Origin of the sequence: Chitinophaga sp. (assembly GCF_035761305.1) — a bacterium.
Classification (GTDB): domain Bacteria; phylum Bacteroidota; class Bacteroidia; order Chitinophagales; family Chitinophagaceae; genus Chitinophaga.
Genome location: NZ_DASTRI010000061.1, coordinates 1 through 20,479 on the forward strand (window position 1 = coordinate 1; position 20,479 = coordinate 20,479).

Consider the following 20,479-nt stretch of genomic DNA (forward strand, 5'->3'; position numbering starts at 1 on the left):
TAAAAACCAACCATTATGGAAATTTCAGGGTTAAAACCCCGGCTGTATTTATGGTACACCAGGACGCTAATATTTTGCCGATAAATTATTTTCTAAGTGGTCAGGAAAAATAAATGCAGTTTAAAGCCAGTCGCTTACGCATGTATCGTGGAATGCCTTTTCATAACTATAGGTATCGTCTTTAGCTGCATGAATTGGTACACAACGTTAGGGATTATTTTAACTCTTTTTGGTTAATAATTGGTTAATGCAAATAATATATTGGGTTGATAAACAAATGGTTAACAATAACCAGCCACCGCCGGCAGGTTAAAATACGGTTAAACCCTGCAGGAGATTTCTGTATTATCATTCGCTAAATCACTATTATAAAAAGCCGATTAATTCAGCGAACTTCAACACTCCGACTGTTAAATATAATTCCACGGAACCTGGGCACCGTTGCCCGCTTCAAATGAAACAAACAGCATGCTATGAAAAAAAAGATGTTCCTCTTGTTCTGTAGCCTGGGGCTGCTGCTATCGCTTGCCGCACAGGAAAAAAAGATCTTTAATGAAACGCCTGAACAAAAAGAAAAGCGCCTGGCCTGGTGGAAACATGACCGCTTTGGCATGTTCATTCACTGGGGACTGTACGCGCTGCCTGCCCGCCATGAATGGGTGAAAAGCCGGGAACAAATACCGGACTCCGTTTATCAGAAGTATTTCAATGCATTTAACCCAGACCTGTTTAATCCGCGGGAATGGGCCCGCATGGCCAAAGCGGCCGGTATGAAGTACGCTGTTATTACCAGCAAGCATCACGAAGGCTTTTGCCTGTTCGACTCAAAGTATACCGATTACAAGGCCACCAATACGCCTTATGGAAAAGACATCATTAAAGAGTGGGTGGAAGCTTTTCGCGCAGAAGGGCTGAAAGTGGGTTTCTATTATTCACTGATAGACTGGCACCATCCGGATTACACCATTGACCGTGTACACCCGCAAAGGCCTGCCGATACTGCAGATTATAAAAAGCTGAACCAGGGCCGTGATATGGCCAGGTACCGCGAATACCTGCGTAACCAGCTGCGCGAAATATTAACCAACTACGGGAAGATAGATATTCTATGGGCCGACTTCTCTTTTCCCGGCGCTTACGGAAAGGATCATAACGACTGGAACTCCCTGGAGCTGATAAAGATGATCCGCAAGCTGCAGCCGGACATTATTATTAACGACCGCCTGGACCTGGGCGAGTATGAAGATGGCGGCGATTTTGTAACACCCGAACAATACAAAGTAGCGGAATGGCCCACCCGGAATGGTAAGCGTGTGCCCTGGGAAACCTGCCAAACATTTTCCGGTTCGTGGGGGTATTACCGTGATGAAACTACCTGGAAAGACACAAAGCAATTATTGGGATTACTCATAGAGTCGGTAAGCAAAGGCGGTAACCTGCTGCTGAATGTGGGACCCACCGGCCGGGGTATGTTTGACCCGCGCGCGCAGGAAGCCTTAAAAGCAATGGGCGAATGGATGCAGCTGAACAGCCGCTCTATTTACGGCTGCACACAGGCCCCGCCTGAGTTTGCAAAGCCCGATAACTGCCTGCTCACTTACAATCCCGACACCAAGCGTTTATATGTGCACCTGCTGGACTATCCGCTGCAGAACCTTACCCTGCCTGGTTACAAGGGAAAAATAAAATATGCGCAGTTCCTGCATGATGCATCTGAAATTAAAATGAGCACACCTACCCGTCATCACAACGTAGGTAATAACGACGGAGAGAATGATATTAATTTAAGCCTGCCGGTGAAGAAACCGGGGGTAGAGATACCGGTGATTGAGCTCTTCTTAAATTAACTCCTGGTTTCTTAAAAAATTGGTCCACTGCCATCCCCCGGCAGTGGATTTTTTTATTTTACCACCAGTTATCCTATTTAGTAACCGACTATAAAAAGGTAAGTGGGAAAGTGTGCGGCTAAGGTAAAAACTAAAAATTATCCATTACAGGTAACATACAATTTTGAAAAAGGGTCTGTGAGGGCCTGTTTACGACAATGGTGCTGCTTAAATCATTGAGTATAAAATAGTTGTCCTCTTTAGCTTTTTACCCAAAATATTATCCATGTATTGCTTAATTAAATAATATAAATTAATTTGTTTATTAATATTTTTTTAAAAACCATATATGCATCCGATTGACTGCTGAGGGTATTTGTTTCAAATTTGTTCCGTTATTGGGATTGTGTCCCCCATTAATTTAAGCTTTTTAGCGCCTTTTTCGTCATTAGAGAACTTGCATACAATATCGTGAGAAGATTTTTCACAAAATAATAAACCCAAAGTAAATATTATGAAAAAAGTGCGGCGTGATAACGCAGGCCACTTAAACGGAACGGATATTCTTGAAGTTACCGGTATACATAGTGACGACGAACAAATCTTACAACAACTTGCCAAAGACATATGCAACATTGTGTTCATGGATGTTGAAATTCCTGGTGTAAGCGCCGTTGAAGCAGCCAACCTTTTAAAAACTGCTTATCCCGACATTAACGTGCTGCTGTTAACCGTACACCGCGATAGCCATTCCCTTACCAGTTTAACTCCCCGTACTGTAGCAGCCGATGAAAGCATTAACCCTCCGGCTTCCCTAACGGGGTTTGTAACCCAGGTATATGAAAACGCTGTGCAAACCAACCTTACAGCAATACAGAAGGTACTGGCATTTTTTAATCGTCGCACCCAGCATGATATTACGCAGTATGGCCTTTCGCCCCGTGAACAGGAAGTGCTGGATCGCCTGGTGGACGGGCATACCTATAAAAAAATTGCAGAGCTATGCCACATCAGCGTAGGCACGGTGCGCTCCCACATCATGAATATTTACCGTAAGCTGGAAGTGAATTCCCGCAGTGCAGCCATAGTAAAGGCTATGCGCGGCTAAGCCTGCAAATGTTGTTGTTACTTACTTCCTGCTTCGTTTTTTCCCTGCAAAAATAAATACCTAACTTGCCGCATGGCCTTACATGCTTATGACGGGGATGCTGGTACATGGCAGCGTTTTTTGCAAGGCAACCGGGAAGCATTTACAACGCTATACGCGCGCTTTGCGCTGTTGTTATATAACTACGGGTGTAAGCAGTGTGCAGATCCGCGCCTGGTGGAAGATTGCATACAGGACATGTTTGAATACCTGCTGCAGCACCGTACCCGGCTTGCTGCAGTGAACAACGTAAAGGCCTATCTCTTCAAAGCTTTTCGCCGCACGCTGTTGCATAAAATAAGCAATATGCGTAAAAATGTACCCGCCGCGCTAACAGATGCGGCCGGCTTTGCTATTGTAATTTCACCGGAAAGCGCGCTTATAGGCCGGCAAAGTGAGCAGCGCCGCCAGGAACAGGTAAAGCATGCGCTGAATGTACTGCCGCCGCGTATGAGAGAAGCGTTGTTCCTGCGCTTTTATGAGGCGCTTTCCTTTGAAGATATTGCTGCTGTAATGGATATTGATCAGAAATCGGTGTACAAAATGATCTATAAAGCGCTTGACAAACTGCGGCAAAAACTGGCCGATTTTCCCCTCTGGACCATCCTCCTCGTGCTTTGCATGGAATGGCAGCTTTAAATAATCCGCATCTGCAGCCATTAATAATTCTAAACAAAAAAAATTTTTTCCCGCAAAAGGGATAAAACCGCGATAACCCTCCTCTTATATTATATACTACAGGTCAATCACCAATACTACGCTGTTGCTATGGAATGGAAAGATTATGCAGACTTTTCAGTAACCGATTTCCTGGCAGACGATTTTTTTACAGAGTGGGTATTGCGCCCCAATAAAGAAAATCAGGCCTTCTGGGAAGCGTGGCAGCAGCATTACCCCGAAAAACAGGCGGTAATAGCAGAGGCGCGGGAGCTGTTATTATCCCTGGAATACCAGCAGCATATTATGCCGGCTGAAAGTTATAACCGCATATGGCATACCCTCCATCGGCAAATGGAATATGCCATGCCGGAAACCTTGCTTAATGAGCGCACCTGCTACCGCCGGAAGTGGCGCCGCGCCGCCATCTTTGCCGGCGTGTGCGGTATGCTGGCGCTATCCGGGATGTGGCTGTTCCGTAAAGAACATAAGCAGGCCATATACACCAGCCAGTTCGGCGAAAACCGCCGCCTGCTGCTGCCCGACAGCTCTGTTGTAATATTGGGCCCGCACTCTGCGCTAAGCGCCGCTGCATTTTCAAAAGAAACCCAAACAAGAGAAGTTTGGCTGGATGGTGAAGCTTACTTTATTATCAAACCAGACGTGGTCGGCAGTAAGCCGTTTACAGTACATACCGGTAATATTAATATAGAGGTACTAGGCACGGAATTTAATGTAACTAATTATGATGGTCACCCGCAGGTAGTGTTGCACAGCGGAAAGGTGGCCTTACAGGATAATAACCGTAAAGCCACGCGCATTGTTATGGAACCAGGCGAGATGATCGCATACAGTACCAATCATAATCGCTATATACGTCGGAAAGTTGCAACAGAAAAATATGTTTCCTGGGTACATCACACCCTGATTTTTGACAACACCAGCCTGGCAGAAGTAGCTGCACAGCTGCATTATAAATACGGAATACGGCTGCAGTTTGCAGACAGCTCACTCAGCCATGAACAGTTCAGCGCCACGCTGCAGCAGGCCAATCACCAGGTAGTGCTCAAAGCCATTAAGGAAGCATTTGGTGTACAGCTGATACAGGAGAACGATAGCACGTTTTTGATTAGTCGTTAACAGCCAAATAATATTCGCTCGTAAACTAAAACTGATCGTTATGAGAGTAACAGGTACGCACAAGGGTAAAACCTTGCTGGTGCTGGCCCTGGCCGCTACTTTTACTGTGCAGGCCCAGGACCTGGTCTACAGGCGCCCGCAACCTGCACATGCAGATACGCCCCAACTCACCCAAAAAACAGGCACGCTCCCTTTAAAATCGGCATTGCAGCAGCTGGAAAAAACCTACCGCATCAACTTTGCCTATAATGCCCGCCTGGTGGCAGACAAACAGGTGCCGGCCAGCACCCTGGATAACAGCGGCAGCATACCATTGGCCACCATGCTGAAAACACTGCTAACCCCGCTGGAGCTGCAGTATACACAGGTCGACAGCGCTTTGTATGTAATAAAGCCGCTGGACATATCAGGCGGTACTAATGCAAACGCCTATACGCAAATAACAGGAAATGTTGAACAGGCCGCACCTGTAAAAGGTAAGGTAACAGATAATACCGGCACCCCGCTGATAGGGGTTACCATTCGCGTAAAAGGCACCACCACCGGCACTACCACAGGGCCCGACGGTACTTATACCGTTAATGTGCCGGAAGGTAACGACACCTTGCAGGTATCTTACCTGGGCTATCTGCCGCAGGAAATAGGCATTGCAGACCGTACTACCGTTGACATAGTAATGCAAACGTCAGAAAGCCAGCTGGAACAGGTAGTGGTAGTGGGCTACGGCACACAGCGCAAACGCGACCTTACCGGCGCCATTTCATCCGTAAAAGGAGAGGACCTCGCCAAACAGCCCGTGCTCACTGCTACACAGGCCGCCCAGGGCAGGATTGCCGGCGTACAGATCATTTCTTCCGGCCAGCCCAACACGCAGCCGCAAATACGTGTGCGCGGCACCGGCTCCGTTATGGCCGGTGCTAATCCGCTGTATGTGGTAGATGGCGTGCTTACCGATGATATCCGCAACATTAACAGCGCCGACATTGTAAGCATGGATGTGCTGAAAGACGCCTCTGCCGCCATTTACGGCGTACGCGCCGCCAACGGGGTAGTGATCATTACCACGCGTAAAGGCCGGGCCGGTAAAACAGAGGTGCGCTATGACGGAAATGTTGGTTTCCGTGAGGCATCTAACCTGGTTAAGATGGCCAACCGTAACCAGTACATCGATTACCTGAAAGACGCCGCCCCAAGTAAAGACCCCGTGAATGATGCTGCTGTTTACCCAGGCTCTACCAACTGGTATGATGCCGTGCTGCGCAAGGCTTTTGAGATGAATCACAACATCTCGGTTTCCGGTGGTACAGATAAGCATACTTACTTCTTCAGCGGCGGGTATATACAGGACGACGGTATTATTAAAACCAATACCTTCCGCCGTTTTACCCTGCGCGCCAATAATGAAATAAATATTTCAGACCAGTGGAAGTTCAGCACGCAGCTGTCTTACTCCCGTGGCACCGGCCGCGCGGTAGACCTCAATGGTATTTACGGCAACATTTACCGTGCAGCGCCGGTAATAATTCCGGAGCAGGACGGCCGCTATGGCAATACCTCTGCCTGGGGCAACGTAGCCAATCCGCTGCTGTCGCTGGATAAAAAGAACTACCGCCAGCAGGATGACCGCCTGCAGGGTAATGTGGCCCTGGATTTTACTCCTGTTAAAGCGCTGCGTTTCCACTCTGCATTTAATGCAGACCTGCGCTGGGGCAATGACCGTATTTACCAGTATAAATTTTTAAATGACGATAAAACCTTCCTGGTAGCGGGTGGTAACCAGCGGGTAGATAACAGCCAGCTGACTATAGGCGATTTCCGTTCGCAGGGATGGGTATGGGATAACACCGTTACCTTCGACCAGGATTTTGGCAAGCACGCCCTTACGTTGCTGGCCGGCTCTGTTACAGAAGGCTTTTACAGCACTTTCCACAATGGCTCCCGCATTAATGTACCGGAAAGTGAAGACCTTTGGTACCTGGATCTCGGTAACCCGGATGTACAGTCCAAAATAAACAACGGCGGCGATAAATACGCCCGCCAGTCTTTTGTAGGGCGCGTAAACTACAGCTACGATAACCGTTATCTTTTAAGCGCATCCATCCGTGCAGACGGCAGCTCCAAGTTCCGGGAAAGATGGGGTTACTTTCCTACCGTGGGAGTAGGCTGGGTAATATCGCAGGAACCCTTTATGCAAAGCCAGCATGTGTTCAGCTTCCTGAAGCTGCGCGGCAGCTGGGGCATACTGGGTAATGATAACATACCTACCAATGCCTATATCAACACAGCCACTGTAAATCTTCCTTATTTTTACGACGGCGCCATTTCCCTGGGCAGCGCCCTGCAGGAAACAAAAGACCTGAATCTTAAATGGGAATCTACCAACCAGTTTGATGTAGGTTTTGAATTTACCTTACTGAAAGAGCGCCTGAGCGGTGAGGTGGATTATTATAACAAGAAAACAAAGGACGCACTAACGGTAGTGAATATACCGAGCATACTGGGCGATCCTAACAATACCTATATTACCAATGCCGCCTCCTTTAAAAATACCGGTTATGAAATATCACTGAACTGGAAGGATAATATTACCAAAGACCTGGGCTACAGCGTGGGCGGTAATATTACTTTTAATAAGAACGAGATCACCAACCTGGCAGGCGGGCAGGCGCTGCTGGGCGGTAATGTAGGCCAGCAAAGCTTTGTAACGCGTACAGACAATGGCTATCCCGTGGCCAGCTTTTATGTGCTGCAATCCCTGGGCATTTTCCAAAGCCAGGAGGAAATTGATAATTATAAAGACAAAAACGGCAATGTGATACAGCCGGGCGCCAGGCCGGGTGACCTGAAATACCAGGATTATAACGGGGATGGAGTAATTGACGATAACGATAAGCAATTCGTTGGCTCTTACCAGCCCAAATTTTATTATGGGTTTAATGTAGGGTTGAACTTTAAAGGCTTTGACCTTACCGCTGATTTTTATGGTAACGGCGGCAATAAGATCTACAACGGTAAAAAGGCTTTCCGTTATGAGAATACAGATAATATAGAAGCCGACTATGCAGATAAGCGCTGGAAGCCCGACCGCCCTTCAGCCACAGATCCGGCGCTGCTGCTATCCTCCACGCCGGCCTCCACGTACTTTGTGGAATCCGGCGCGTTTCTGCGGTGCAATAATCTTACCGTGGGCTATTCATTGCCATCGGATAAGCTCAAGGCTATTGGCATTACCCGGTTCAGGGTATACCTCACTTCTCAGAACCTGTTTACGTTAAAGAAATTCAGCGGCTTTAGCCCTGAGCTGCCGGGCGGTACGATTGACTTTGACAACAGCATTAACAACCGTACCAATACCCGTTCCAGCACCGCCAACAGTACCAATAATACCAGCGGCATACTGGATGCCGGTATAGAGCTGAATGCCTATCCCACCACGCGCACATTTGCTTTTGGTGTAAATGTTTCATTCTAAAAAAAGCGTCATGAAAAATACACGTAAGACTATATGGATAAAGGGCGCCGGCGCCGGCCTGGTGCTGGCCGCCCTGCTGATAGCCGCCTGTAATAACTACCTGGACGTAAAGCCCCAGGGACAGATAGATGAAGAAGCTGCCACCAGTGATCCGGAAGCTGCGCAAAACCTGGTAACAGGTATTTATAATAACATGTGGGTGGGCAATGTACATGGCTTTCCGTTTGTGGGCGTAACCAACATTGCATCGGACGATGCAGATAAAGGCAGCTCGCCGGACGATGCAGCATCCACGCAGGGCGTGCTGGATAACCTTACCATGACGCCTAATACCACTACGCTGAACGATGTTTGGTCAGGCTATTACCAGGCCATTGCCAGGGCTAATAAAGCCTTGCAGGTGCTGGACCCCGCCACCATTGATGCCGATGTGAAAAGCCGCCTGCAGGGAGAAAGCCATTTCCTGCGCGCTTACTTTTACTTTAACCTGGTGCGGCTTTTTGGCGGCGTGCCTAAGATAGATAAAACCTTAACCCCTGCGGAAGCCGCCTCAGATCAATACCAAACCAGGGCTTCTGCAGATGCAATATACCAGATGATTACAGATGACCTGGAGTTTGCCCTGGCCAACCTGCCTGTTAAAGGCGATGCCGGCAGCCAGGCAGGGAAGGCTACCAAAGGCGCAGCAGCGGCATTGCTGGCTAAGGTAAGCCTGTACCGGCAAAACTGGCAACGGGCCTTCAGCCTTTCAGACTCGATCATTAACGGCCAGTTAGGCAGCTACTCCTTGCTGCCCGATTATGCGGATATATGGCGCGAAACAGGCGCTAACGGCGCAGAATCTATTTTTGAGGTGCAAACCGGCATTAACGCAGCCTGCGACGCAGCAATAGATGTATACGCCGTGTGCCAGGGCCCAAGGGCCGGCGGCAAGCGTGGCTGGGCCGACCTCGGATGGGGATTTGACAATCCTTCCCAAAGCCTGGTGGATGCCTATGAACCGGGCGACAAAAGAAAGGATGCCACTATTATTACCATTAATCCCGGCGGCACGGTGCTATGGGATGGTTTTCGTATACCCGGCCGCGATAGTGTTGAAAACGACCGCTATAACTACAAAGCTTACCACAGCCGCACACGAGAGCAATATTGCGGTAACGCCGACCGGCTGCCCAAGAACCTGCGCATACTGCGCCTGGGCGAAGTATTGCTGATACATGCAGAAGCCGCCTTGGCGCTCGGCAACCCCGGCCCGGCCGTTACAGATATTAATGCATTGCGCACGCGCGCGGGGTTGCCGGCCAAAGCAGCGGTTACCCGCGCGGATGTATGGCATGAGAGAAGGGTGGAAATGGCTATGGAGCACGATCGTTTCTTTGAGCTGGTGCGGGAAGATGCGCTGGTGCCCGGCACCGCAGTAAATGCATTCCAGGCGCACGGAAAAACCTTTGTAAGGGGTAAGAATGAGGTATTTCCCGTTCCGGCAACGCAAATACAGTTTAGCCAGGGCAGGCTTACACAGAACCCCGGCTATTGATCATTTATTTATGACCCGCTTACATAAAATAGGTACGGCATGCGATTGATTTGGATAGGATGTTTGCTCCTGGCCGGTTTGCTGCCGGCGCAGGCGCAGCAAAAGCAACAACGTAAAAATACATCACGGGAACAGCTAAGCGACTCCGCGCTGCTTACATTGGTGCAGCAGCGCAGTTTCAACTACTTCTGGAAATTCGCGCATCCGGTATCGGGCCTGGCGCCCGAGCGCACTGTTACGCCAGATACCGTAACCATAGGCGGATCGGGGTTTGGCGTAATGGCCATACTGGTAGGCATAGAAAGAAAGTTCATAACCCGTGAACAGGGGCTGGACCGGCTTTTGAAGATCGTGAACTTCCTGTACACCGCCAACCATTACCACGGCATATGGCCGCACTGGATGAACGGCGCTACCGGCAAAACCATTCCCTTTGGCCGTAAGGATGACGGCGGGGATGTAGTGGAAACCGCATTCATGTTCCAGGGACTGTTGTGCGTGCGGCAGTACTTTACCGGCAACAGCGACAAAGAAGTTATGCTGCGCAACAAAATAACCTGGCTATGGAATGAAGCGGAATGGAACTGGTACACCCGCAACGGGCAGCCGGTATTATACTGGCATTGGTCGCCCAATAACGGCTGGGCCATGAACCATCCCATACACGGGTATAATGAATGCCTGATTGCTTATGTACTGGCCGTTTCATCGCCTACCTATCCTGCGCCGCCCCGCATTTATAATGAAGGTTGGGCCATGAGCAATTACTTTTTGAACGGCAGGGAATACTATGGTATAAAGCTGCCGTTAGGCTTTGATTATGGCGGTCCGCTGTTCTTTGCACATTACTCTTTCCTGGGCCTGGACCCGCGCGGATTAAAAGACCGCTATGCCGATTACTGGGAACAAAACCGCAACCATACGCTTATTAACCGTCAATATTGTATAGAAAATCCAAAGCACTATAAAGGGTATAGTGCAGATTGCTGGGGCCTTACCGCCAGCGATAGCTATAAGTTCTATGATGCACATTCCCCCACCAACGATTTGGGTGTGATTACACCCACGGCGGCATTATCATCATTCCCCTACACACCCGAATATTCCATGCAGGCGCTAAGGTATTTCTATTACAAGCTGGGTGACCGCCTGTGGGGAGAATATGGATTTTATGATGCCTTTAGCGAAACCCGCAATTGGTTTGATTACCAGTACCTGGCTATTGACCAGGGACCGATTGTGGTAATGATAGAGAATTACCGCAGCGGGCTGCTGTGGAAACTGTTCATGTCATGCCCGGAAATACAGGCCGGGCTTAAAAAATTGGGGTTCACCAGTCCGGCTATAAAGCAGTAGCTGTTTACAACCCGGTTTCAGCAATCGCACACGGCTTTTGTAAAGCTGCTGTTCCCAATGCTTCGCGCATACACCGCCTAAAAAACTGTACAGCTGCCGCGTTCAGCCTTTTACATGCACATTCGCTAAATTATTTTTCATTTTATGCAATCGATTGCGTAATTTGGTTATTTCATATCATTCATAACACGTCACTAAAAATGATCCGTTACCTGCTCTTATCAGGATTTGTTATTTGCTTATTATCATCTTCCGTACAGGCGCAGCAAAGCAGGCGCCTCACGCAATCATGGGAGTTTTTACGGGAAGATCTCGGGAGTGTATGGGAAGCTGTAAGGCCGGCTGCTGCCGGCAGCCCCGAGTCGGTACCATTATGGGAACCGGTAACGCTGCCGCACTGTTTTAACGCCCGTGATGCAGTAGACCCCGATGTAAATTATTATGAAGGGCCGGGCTGGTACCGGACCATGCTGGATATTAAAAATCCCTATGCGCAGGGCCGCACCTTGCTGCATTTTGAAGGAGCCGGGCAAAAAACAGACGTATACATTTATACCACAAAAGTTGCCCGCCATACCGGCGGCTATGACGAGTGGACTGCAGACATTACCGAAGCCGTACAACAGTTTCTTCAAAGTACGGATGCCAAACGTTTTAAAGGCCGTGTACCGCTGGAAATACGCTGCAGCAACGCCAGGGATGTGGAAATGATTCCCTCCGGCATGTCGGACTTTAACCTGTACGGCGGTTTATACCGCTATGTAAACATCGTATATACGCCGGCGTTATCCGTTGATAAGCTGTTTATCCAGGCGCAAACAGATGCGCAGGGGAAAGCCGGTACTGTACAGCTGCGCGCCGCCTTCCGCAACCCCCTGCATACAGCCTCCGCCACAATGGAAATTGATGTGCTGGACCCGCAGCAAAAAACAGTACAGCACTGGACACAGACAATTAACATACAGGATAGCATACAGGCCTTAACATCCTTTGCCATTAAAAAGCCATTATTATGGTCACCTGCGCAGCCGCGGCTGTACACCGTGCAGGCCCGTCTGAAAAGCAGCGCCGGTGAGGCTTTATGGACAGGGCATTTTGGTTTCAGGCATTTTGATTTTATAACACATGGCCCTTTTATGCTGAACGGGCGCCGGCTGCTGCTGCAGGGTACGCACCGCCATGAAGATGGCGCCGGTGTGGCGGCTGCGCTTACAGAAGATATGATACGACGGGAAATGATTATGATAAAGGATATGGGCGCTAACTTCATACGCCTGGCGCATTACCAGCAATCACACCTGGTATTGGAGCTGTGCGACAGCTTGGGCATATTGGTATGGGAAGAAATTCCCTGGTGCCGGGGCGGCCTGGGAGGCGATGCATACAAAGCCCAGGCCCGCCGGATGCTTACCAACATGATACAGCAGCATAGCAACCACCCCGCTGTGATACTTTGGGGATTGGGAAATGAGAATGACTGGCCCGGCGATTTCCCGGAGTTTGACAAGCAGCAGATACATGCTTTTATGAGCGAGCTGAATACCCTGGCCCATACGCTTGACAGCACCCGTAAAACCACCATTCGCCGTTGTGATTTTTGTAAAGATATTGTGGATGTATATTCTCCCTCTATATGGGCAGGCTGGTACCGTGGCCGTTATACAGAGTACAGGGAGGAAACGCTGAAAGCCATTGGAGATGTGCCGCGTTTCCTGCATGCAGAGTGGGGAGCCGATAGCCACCAGGGCCGGCATGCCGAATACCCGGAAGCAGCTTTAAAGAAAATAACCACCGGCAAAGGTGTTGACGAGCGGGCCGGCGATTTTGCGCTCACCGGTGGTACTGCCCGCGCCTCTAAAGACGGCGACTGGTCTGAAACCTACGCCTGTAACCTTATTGACTGGCACCTGAAAGAACAGGAAACCCTGCCCCGGCTTACGGGTAGCGCATACTGGATATTCAAGGATTTTTCCACGCCGCTGCGGCCCGAGAACCCGGTGCCTTATGTAAATCAGAAAGGAGTGGTAGGGCGCGATCTCGTTCCCAAAGAGTCTTATTACGTGTTCCAGTCGTACTGGGCAACGCAGCCTATGGTACACATTTACGGGCATACCTGGCCCATACGCTGGGGAAAAGAAGGGGAGGAAAAAATGATATGGGTGTACTCCAACTGCCCCGAAGCCGAGTTGTTTGTAAACGGCAAAAGCTATGGTGTTAAAAAGCGTAACAGCCAGAATTTCCCGGCGGCCGGCCTGCGCTGGCAGGTGCCTTTGCATAAGGGCAGCTACCAGGTAAAAGCAATAGCCCGTAAAGGAAAGCAAACTGTTACAGACAGCATTAGCTTCACCTACCAGTCTGACAGCTGGGGGAAGCCGGCGCAGCTGCTGATAGAAAAAACAGCCGTACATAACGATACGGTAACAGTAAAGGTAACGCTCGCCGACAGCCGCCGGGTCGCGTGCCTGGATGCCAGGGATTATATCAGCTTTTCCATTGCCGGCGGCGGTACGCTTATAGATGACATGGGTACTTCAACCGGATCGCGCAAGGTGCAGCTGGCAAACGGGCAGGCACAGATCAGCATACGTTTAAACAAAGAGCAAAGCGTGGTAGGCGCTGTGGTGCAGGGCGTGCCGGCCGCATTTATCAATTTGTAGCCCGCAGCAAACGCGCAATTAATAAGCCTTTGATAAACTGATAAATAAAAGCTTTTCAGGTATGAACGCTATGAAAAAATATTGGTTATTTTTTATTTTAATAACATGCGCCGGTACACTGGCCGCCCAAACCCCTGTAACCCGCCAGGCCTGGCTGCAGCAGGTAATAAAAGACAGGCGCGCGGCTATACTGAAAAGGGCCGGGGCTGCGCTGCACGAAACTCCTGTAACTGTAACTGCGTATGCCTGTTCCCGTAGTGCGGGTGGCAGGCACGATTTTTATTCAGAGGGGGATTACTGGTGGCCCGATCCTGCACACCCCGACGGCCCGTACATTCAGCGCGACGGTCAAACCAACCCCGGTAATTTTGTGGCGCACCGTCACGCAATGGTACGCTTTAGCCGTATTATGGGCGCTTTGGCGGCAGGTTATGTGGTTACAAAAGATAAAACCTACCTGCGCCAGGCATTGGCGCATGCACATGCCTGGTTTGTAGATACCGCTACGCTGATGCATCCCAACCTGCAGTATGCCCAGGCCATTAAAGGCCGTGCTACGGGGCGGGGTATCGGTATTATAGATACTATTCATCTGCTGGAGGTAGTGCAGGCCCTGCGTATTATGGAAAAGGCAGGCGCCCTGCCGCCGGAAGAGCTGAAGGCCATTAAAGCCTGGTTTGCCGCGTACCTGGGCTGGATGACCACCCACCGGTACGGCCAGGATGAAATGAAGGCGGCCAATAACCACGGCACCTGCTGGGTAATGCAGGTAGCTGCTTTTGCGGGCTTTGTACACAACCGGCAATGGACAAACTTTTGCATTCACCGTTACGAAGAAGTATTGCTGCCCAAACAAATGGCTGCAAACGGCAGCTTTCCGCTGGAGCTGAAACGTACTAAACCTTACGGCTACTCGCTGTTTAACCTGGATGCCATGACCATGGTATGCCAGCTGCTTAGCAGCCCTGGTAATGATCTCTGGAATTATACGGTGGCTGATGGCCGTAATATTCATAAAGGCATGGAATACATGTACCCTTATGTAAAAGATAAAAACAGCTGGCCCTTTGCAAAAGATGTAATGTACTGGGATAACTGGCCCGTAGCGCAGCCCTTCCTGGTATTTGGCGCCGTGGCTTATAACAACATGGATTATTACCGGTTATGGCTGCAGCTGGATCACGATCCGCAGGTAGAGGAGGTGCTGCGCAACTTACCGGTCCGCAACCCCGTGATTTGGTTATATGATGTAAACTAGCGCTCCTTTATCAATAATCACACAAATGTGTTAACCCGTGAATTGCAATTATTTAACGGAAAATTTTTCCGTTGAAAAGTTGCTTTTTATTAATATTATTAATAATTTTATATGTATCTAAACTACCTATTCCTATGATGTGGGTGAAAGACCTCTATACTATTTATCAGAAGCTGGATGCTACTGGTTTTGAGGAGGTGAAAAAAGAAATTTTAAAAGCACAACTGTACGGTTGCAATGCAGGAGAAGTGTACTACCTGGTATTACAACAGCTTGTAATGATTAAAAAAGACAAGGTACAGGTATATGAAATGATTAAAGGGGAAGTGGAAAACATTATTCACTGCAGTAAAGGCATGATATACCTCAACTAGCCTTTTTATCTTATTTCATCAATCAGCTTTTTGGCTTTCCAGTGAACAGGCGCCTGCTCCGGTATTTTCAGCAGCCATTCCACGCTTTGCTGCTTATCTCTTTCCTTGAGGTAGCTGAGCGCCAGGTAAAAAGCAGCATCGTACCGGTAGGCAGAGCTATCGTTGTTATACACGGTGAGCAGGTCGGTGCGGGCCTTTCCCAGCTCGTTCATATCTACCAGGCACACGCCCCGGTAATAGCGGGCATAGGTATTGGCGGTATCTACTTTCAGGGCCTGGTTCAGCAGCAGCACTGTTTTCTCCAGGCGGCGTTTATTGAAGTTATAGGCAGCTTCATGCAGCAGCCGCGCTACATTAGTGGTGTCGGCCTCATGGCGGTGTACCATTTCTGTAGGTGCAAACTGGCGGTACACGTCTTTGCGCCAGGGGCTAATAAATAGCAGGCCGGCCATAATAACCGCTATCACGGTAATGGCCATTACATAAAAGCCCATGCGGTTCATATCCCTGTCTTTTCCGTAAAACCAGCGCTGGCGCATATCTGTCAGTATCTGGGTCAGCTCCCGGCGGGTATTGTCCGGCGTTAAGGCCCTGCGCAGCCATTCTATGGCTTCTTTGCCGGCCTGCACAATCTCGCGCACGCCGCTGTTTTCCTTTAGCAGCGCTTCAAATGCCGGCTTATCTTCTTCAGGTAAGGATTGTATTACGTATAAGGCCGTTTTTTCGTAAGTTTTAACGGGTAGCTTTTCACTGGTGCGCAATTGATAGCCGTGGTCCAGCAGGGTAGCCATGCAGGAGGGAAAGCTTTCAGATGCCAGTCCCGCAGTAGGGTGCGGGTTGGTTTCGGCGCCATCTGTTTGCGGGATAACCAGCGCCCGTTGTATGGCGCTTTGGCAGGTGGGTGTTAGCTCTGTAAAGCATTGCAGCCAGTGCCGCTTTTTTTCACCATTGGTAGTAATTTCCTGTACATATTTCAGGTGGGTATTGTCCAGTGCCGCTACTTCCGGTTCCGGCGACTCTGCCACTTCCATGCCTCTTTTCCGCAGCTCGTTGCGCCACGCAATTTTACATACCAGCATAAAAAAAGGCTCAAAACGGGTAGTCAGCTCTATGGGATGCCGTTTGGCATAAGCATAAATATCCGTGAGGCCTATTTCAAAAATATGCGCTGCATCTTTTTTATTCCCGCCATGTTCAAGGACGAAAGAGCTCACTTTTTTTGCAAACTGCCGGTAGATTGCGTCTATAATGGCTGGGGAGCTGTCCAGCAAGCCGTCAATGTATTCGTCGTCATTATATAAAAGCCGGGTAGAGGTCATACGTTCGCCGGTTGTTTCTTATAAGTTAGCTGCCCGCCATAAAAGTATTAAACCTTACTCAATGCACAAAAATTTTTGAAACAGCCGTTTCTTCTATACACTTTGCGTGCCAGAAATGTAATGCTCACAGATCAGGGTACACTTTATGTACCAGTTTCATTAGCAGCTCTTTAAGATGATCGCTATCCTGCTGGCCGGTCAGCTGCGCATAATACTGCTCTACCTCCTGCACACTTTCTGTGGCGGCTATCAGCAGCTGTTTGCCTTTGTTGCTCAGGAAAATCATGATGGCGCGGTTATCACTTTCATGTTTGCGGGTTTCAATATACCCCGCCGCCTCCAGGTTCTTCACCACTTTGCTCATAGCCTGTTTGGTAATGAGCGCTTTCTTGGCCAGCTCATTATTGATGATACCTTCCGGTGCAATATTGGCCAGCAGCACCATGTCGCCCATTTTAAAGTCAACATAGCCCCGCTGCTGCAGTTGCTCCATAAGCCGGTTCTCCATGTCTTTTTTGATCAGGTTCATCATACGTAACAGCATGCGCGGCCTTTGCGCTATGCATTGATGTAAACGCTCATCAAGTGTAGTGTTCATGGCACTCTATTTTAGTCAAATATATATTTATTATCTTGTTATAGCCATGGAAGTAATTGACAATATACTGCATTATATACAGCAACATTTTGACCAGGACCTCTCATTACACCACCTGGCTGCGCAGGCCCATTACTCGCCTTACCATTTTCACCGCCTGTTCCGTCAGCAGGTAGGAGAGGCTCCCAAACAATACCTGCTGCGCCTGCGCCTGGAAAAATCCTGCAAAGAATTGCTCTTTTACCCGCAAAAATCCGTGTATGCTATTGCCATAGACTGTGGCTTCAGCTCTCAGGCTGTTTTTGCCCGGGCTTTTAAAAGCAAATACGGGCTTACAGCAGAGCAGTACCGCGGGCAGGCCCTGAAGGCCATCCGCGAAAGAACAGCTGCCATTGCCCTGGATGTGCAGCAATATCCCATTACTGTTACCCGCACAGAACGCCTGCACATGGCCTGCGAAATAACGCATTTACAGGACGCGCATATTATGCAGGCTTTTAAAAAGCTGCACCGCTGGGCGGCGGCGCATGAGCTGCTGGGGCCTTACCCCGAATATTACGGTGTGTTCCTGGATTCGCCGCATACCACCGCTTTGGAACAATGCCGCTACCTGGCAGGCATACGCCTGCACCACCCTTTTACCGGCAGGGAAAGCTATACCACCGGCCCCGCAACCGTTGCGCAAATACCCGTAATGGGCGGTATAGAAGTGGCTATGGACTATGCCCTGTATGTAAAGCAACGCTGGTTGCCCGAAAGCGGGTACACCCTGGTGCAGGGCATGCCTGGTTATGAGCACATATTGGATATGGACCTCAATAAACCCTATGCCGGCCATACCCGCATTGTTTGCGTAGCCATACAGCCCGATTAGCAAGAAATGCAAAACAAACCGCAAGAACCGGGAAAAGCCCTGCTAACGGCCTGACTACCTTTGAGGCATCCAACAAATATGTTTAAAAGATGTCACAGATGAAAGTAGTTATTGCAGGCGGCACTTCAGGTATAGGACTGGCTACCGCCGCCCTGTTAGCAAAGGAAGATGCAGGGGTAACCATTACCGGCCGTAACCCGCAGAAAATGGAAGCCGCCCTGGCCGCTTTACCCGCCAATGTAAAAGGACAATGTGTGAACGGTGCAGATGCCAGTGAGATCAAAGCTTTTATGGCGGCGCAGTCGCCTGTTGACCACCTGGTAATAGCACTCAGCGGCGCCAAAGGCGGCGGGCTGTTTAAAGAGCTGGACCTGGCGCAGCTGCAGGCAGGGTTTGCCGAAAAATTTTTTCCACAGCTGCAAACTTTACAGGCAGCATTGCCCTATATGGCTGCCAATGGTAGTGTTACACTTATTACGTCTGTAAGCGCACGCACCCATGCGCCGGGCACTTCCGGGCTGGCCGCTATTAACGGCGCCCTGGAGCTAATGGTGCCCACCCTCGCTAAAGAGCTGCGGCCTTTACGCATTAACGCGGTATCGCCGGGGGTAATTGATACGCCTTGGTGGAACTTTTTGCCGGAAGATACCCGTAACGCCACTTTTGCGCAATATGCCCAGGCCGCGCCCGTAGGCCGCATTGGTAAACCGGAAGATATTGCAGCTGTAATTGCACAGCTGATACAAAATACATTTATAACGGGGCAGATCATTACCGTAGATGGAGGATTGGCGCTGTGAGTAAATGTGCAGATATGCAAATGTGCAGATAGGGGGAGAATGTACAAATATGCAGATATGCGGATGTACAGATGGTTTATGCCGGCAATGCGCTACAGCAAAATTGAAATGCAGCTGTGTGGATGTACAGATGATTTATGCGGTGCTGACTGCAAAGCTGATCTGCAAATGCGTAGAAGAATTAAATAATGCCTTAAAACAAAATGTGCAAATGAATGATCTCATCTGCTCATTCATCTGCACATCTGCATATCTGCACATCCGCACATCTACTTCATTCCTCTTGCTATGCCCAGCTCAAGCCCTCTCAGCTCTGCCAGCCCGCGCAGGCGGCCAATAGCGCTGTAGCCCGGGTTGGTTTTTTTATCCAGGTCGTCCAGCATCTGGTGCCCGTGGTCAGGGCGCATGGGAATGGAAATATTGCGTTTGTTCATGACCGTTAAAATATTCTTCACAACGGCATACATATCTACATCGCCTTCCAGGTGATTGGCCTCATGAAAGTTGCCTGCGGCATCGCGCTGTGTGCTGCGCAGGTGAATAAAGTGAATATGCTCTCCCAGGCGTTCTATCATGCCGGGCAGGTCGTTGTCGGCACGCACACCGTAGGAGCCGGTGCAAAAGCAAAGGCCGTTGGCGGTATAAGGCGCCGCGGCCAGCAGCTCCCGTGCATCTTGTTCCGTACTTACCACACGGGGCAGGCCCAGTATGGGAAAGGGAGGATCGTCGGGGTGAATGGCCAGCTTTATGCCCTCTTCTTCCGCCACCGGCGCTATTTGCTGCAAGAAATAGAACAGGTGCAGCTTTAGTTGTGTGGCGTCAATATGCTGATATTTATCCAGCGCTTCCTGGAACTGCTGTATGGTAAAGCTTTCCTCTGAGCCGGGCAGGCCGGCAATAATGTTGCGCTGCAGCTTGGTTCTCTCCGCATCCGTCATGCTGTCGAAATGCTCTTTTGCACGGGATATATCTGCCTCATCATAGTCATTTTCAGCGCCCGGCCTTTGCAAAATGAACAGGTCAAAGGCCATAAAGGCTGCTTTTTCAAAACGCAGGGCTTTTGAACCGTCTGCTACGGTATAGGCCAGGTCTGTACGGGTCCAGTCCAGCACCGGCATAAAGTTGTACGTAACAATGTAGATGCCGCAGGCGGCCAGGTTACGCAGGCTTTGCTGGTAGTTGCGGATGTACTCCTTAAAACGGCCGCTTTGGGTTTTAATGTCCTCATGCACCGGCACGCTTTCTACTACCGACCACGTAAGTCCGGCAGCTTCAATCATTGCTTTGCGTTGCAAAATCTCTTCCTTGGTCCACACGGCTCCATTGGGAATATGGTGTAATGCGGTTACAATACCTGTGGCGCCGGCTTGCTTAATATCCTGCAGGCTTACAGGATCATTAGGGCCGAACCATCGCCAGGTCTGTTCCATTCTCGGCATAATTCATATAGGTTTTATATCAAGG

Annotated in this window: 15 protein-coding genes; 12 read left to right on the forward strand and 3 right to left on the reverse strand. The window is 49.6% G+C overall.

The genetic code is table 11. The annotated features are described in order from the left end of the window. Window positions 1-473 precede the first annotated feature (473 nt). From VFS25_RS05935 to VFS25_RS05980, 10 genes are all read left to right on the forward strand, one after another. Complete coding sequence (locus tag VFS25_RS05935) at window positions 474-1,847, forward strand: alpha-L-fucosidase (protein WP_326461204.1); 1,374 nt, start codon at window positions 474-476, stop codon at window positions 1,845-1,847. Window positions 1,848-2,340: 493 nt separating this feature from the next. Continuing rightward, on the forward strand, window positions 2,341-2,934 hold the full coding sequence (locus VFS25_RS05940) for a response regulator transcription factor (RefSeq protein ID WP_326461205.1): 594 nt from the start codon (window positions 2,341-2,343) through the stop codon (window positions 2,932-2,934). 72 nt (window positions 2,935-3,006) lie between these two features. Further along, window positions 3,007-3,612, forward strand: a complete 606-nt coding sequence (locus VFS25_RS05945; protein ID WP_326461206.1) for a sigma-70 family RNA polymerase sigma factor — start codon at window positions 3,007-3,009, stop codon at window positions 3,610-3,612. Window positions 3,613-3,741: 129 nt separating this feature from the next. Continuing rightward, a complete protein-coding gene (locus VFS25_RS05950) occupies window positions 3,742-4,770 on the forward strand; it encodes a FecR family protein (RefSeq protein WP_326461207.1) in 1,029 nt (342 codons plus the stop codon). Between the two features lie 40 nt (window positions 4,771-4,810). Further along, window positions 4,811-8,242: a TonB-dependent receptor gene (locus VFS25_RS05955; RefSeq protein WP_326461208.1), complete on the forward strand. Its 3,432-nt coding sequence runs from the start codon at window positions 4,811-4,813 to the stop codon at window positions 8,240-8,242. A gap of 10 nt (window positions 8,243-8,252) precedes the next feature. Further along, window positions 8,253-9,779: a RagB/SusD family nutrient uptake outer membrane protein gene (locus VFS25_RS05960; RefSeq protein WP_326461209.1), complete on the forward strand. Its 1,527-nt coding sequence runs from the start codon at window positions 8,253-8,255 to the stop codon at window positions 9,777-9,779. 39 nt (window positions 9,780-9,818) lie between these two features. Continuing rightward, on the forward strand, window positions 9,819-11,135 hold the full coding sequence (locus VFS25_RS05965; RefSeq protein WP_326461210.1) for a glucoamylase family protein: 1,317 nt from the start codon (window positions 9,819-9,821) through the stop codon (window positions 11,133-11,135). 200 nt (window positions 11,136-11,335) lie between these two features. After that, window positions 11,336-13,792: a glycoside hydrolase family 2 protein gene (locus VFS25_RS05970; protein WP_326461211.1), complete on the forward strand. Its 2,457-nt coding sequence runs from the start codon at window positions 11,336-11,338 to the stop codon at window positions 13,790-13,792. A 61-nt stretch (window positions 13,793-13,853) separates the two neighbouring features. Continuing rightward, window positions 13,854-15,050, forward strand: coding sequence for an alginate lyase family protein (locus tag VFS25_RS05975; RefSeq protein ID WP_326461212.1), 1,197 nt, complete (start codon window positions 13,854-13,856; stop codon window positions 15,048-15,050). 134 nt (window positions 15,051-15,184) lie between these two features. Beyond that, a complete protein-coding gene (locus tag VFS25_RS05980) occupies window positions 15,185-15,424 on the forward strand; it encodes a hypothetical protein (RefSeq protein ID WP_326461213.1) in 240 nt (79 codons plus the stop codon). Between the two features lie 5 nt (window positions 15,425-15,429). Here the strand turns inward: VFS25_RS05980 and VFS25_RS05985 are convergent, their stop codons facing one another. Together VFS25_RS05985 and VFS25_RS05990 are read right to left on the reverse strand one after the other, a co-directional pair. Continuing rightward, complete coding sequence (locus tag VFS25_RS05985; protein WP_326461214.1) at window positions 15,430-16,743, reverse strand: hypothetical protein; 1,314 nt, start codon at window positions 16,741-16,743, stop codon at window positions 15,430-15,432. 124 nt (window positions 16,744-16,867) lie between these two features. Beyond that, a complete protein-coding gene (locus VFS25_RS05990) occupies window positions 16,868-17,341 on the reverse strand; it encodes a MarR family winged helix-turn-helix transcriptional regulator (RefSeq protein WP_326461215.1) in 474 nt (157 codons plus the stop codon). Window positions 17,342-17,387: 46 nt separating this feature from the next. On the opposite strand from VFS25_RS05990, the gene VFS25_RS05995 reads away from it, so the two are divergent. Together VFS25_RS05995 and VFS25_RS06000 are read left to right on the forward strand one after the other, a co-directional pair. After that, window positions 17,388-18,215 carry an AraC family transcriptional regulator gene (locus VFS25_RS05995; RefSeq protein WP_326461216.1) on the forward strand — a complete coding sequence of 276 codons (828 nt, stop codon included), beginning with the start codon at window positions 17,388-17,390 and terminating at the stop codon, window positions 18,213-18,215. Between the two features lie 98 nt (window positions 18,216-18,313). After that, a complete protein-coding gene (locus VFS25_RS06000) occupies window positions 18,314-19,015 on the forward strand; it encodes an SDR family oxidoreductase (protein ID WP_326461217.1) in 702 nt (233 codons plus the stop codon). Between the two features lie 269 nt (window positions 19,016-19,284). Here the strand turns inward: VFS25_RS06000 and uxuA are convergent, their stop codons facing one another. After that, window positions 19,285-20,454 (reverse strand): mannonate dehydratase, encoded by a 1,170-nt coding sequence (uxuA, locus tag VFS25_RS06005; protein WP_326461218.1) that lies wholly within the window; start codon window positions 20,452-20,454, stop codon window positions 19,285-19,287. Window positions 20,455-20,479 lie beyond the last annotated feature (25 nt).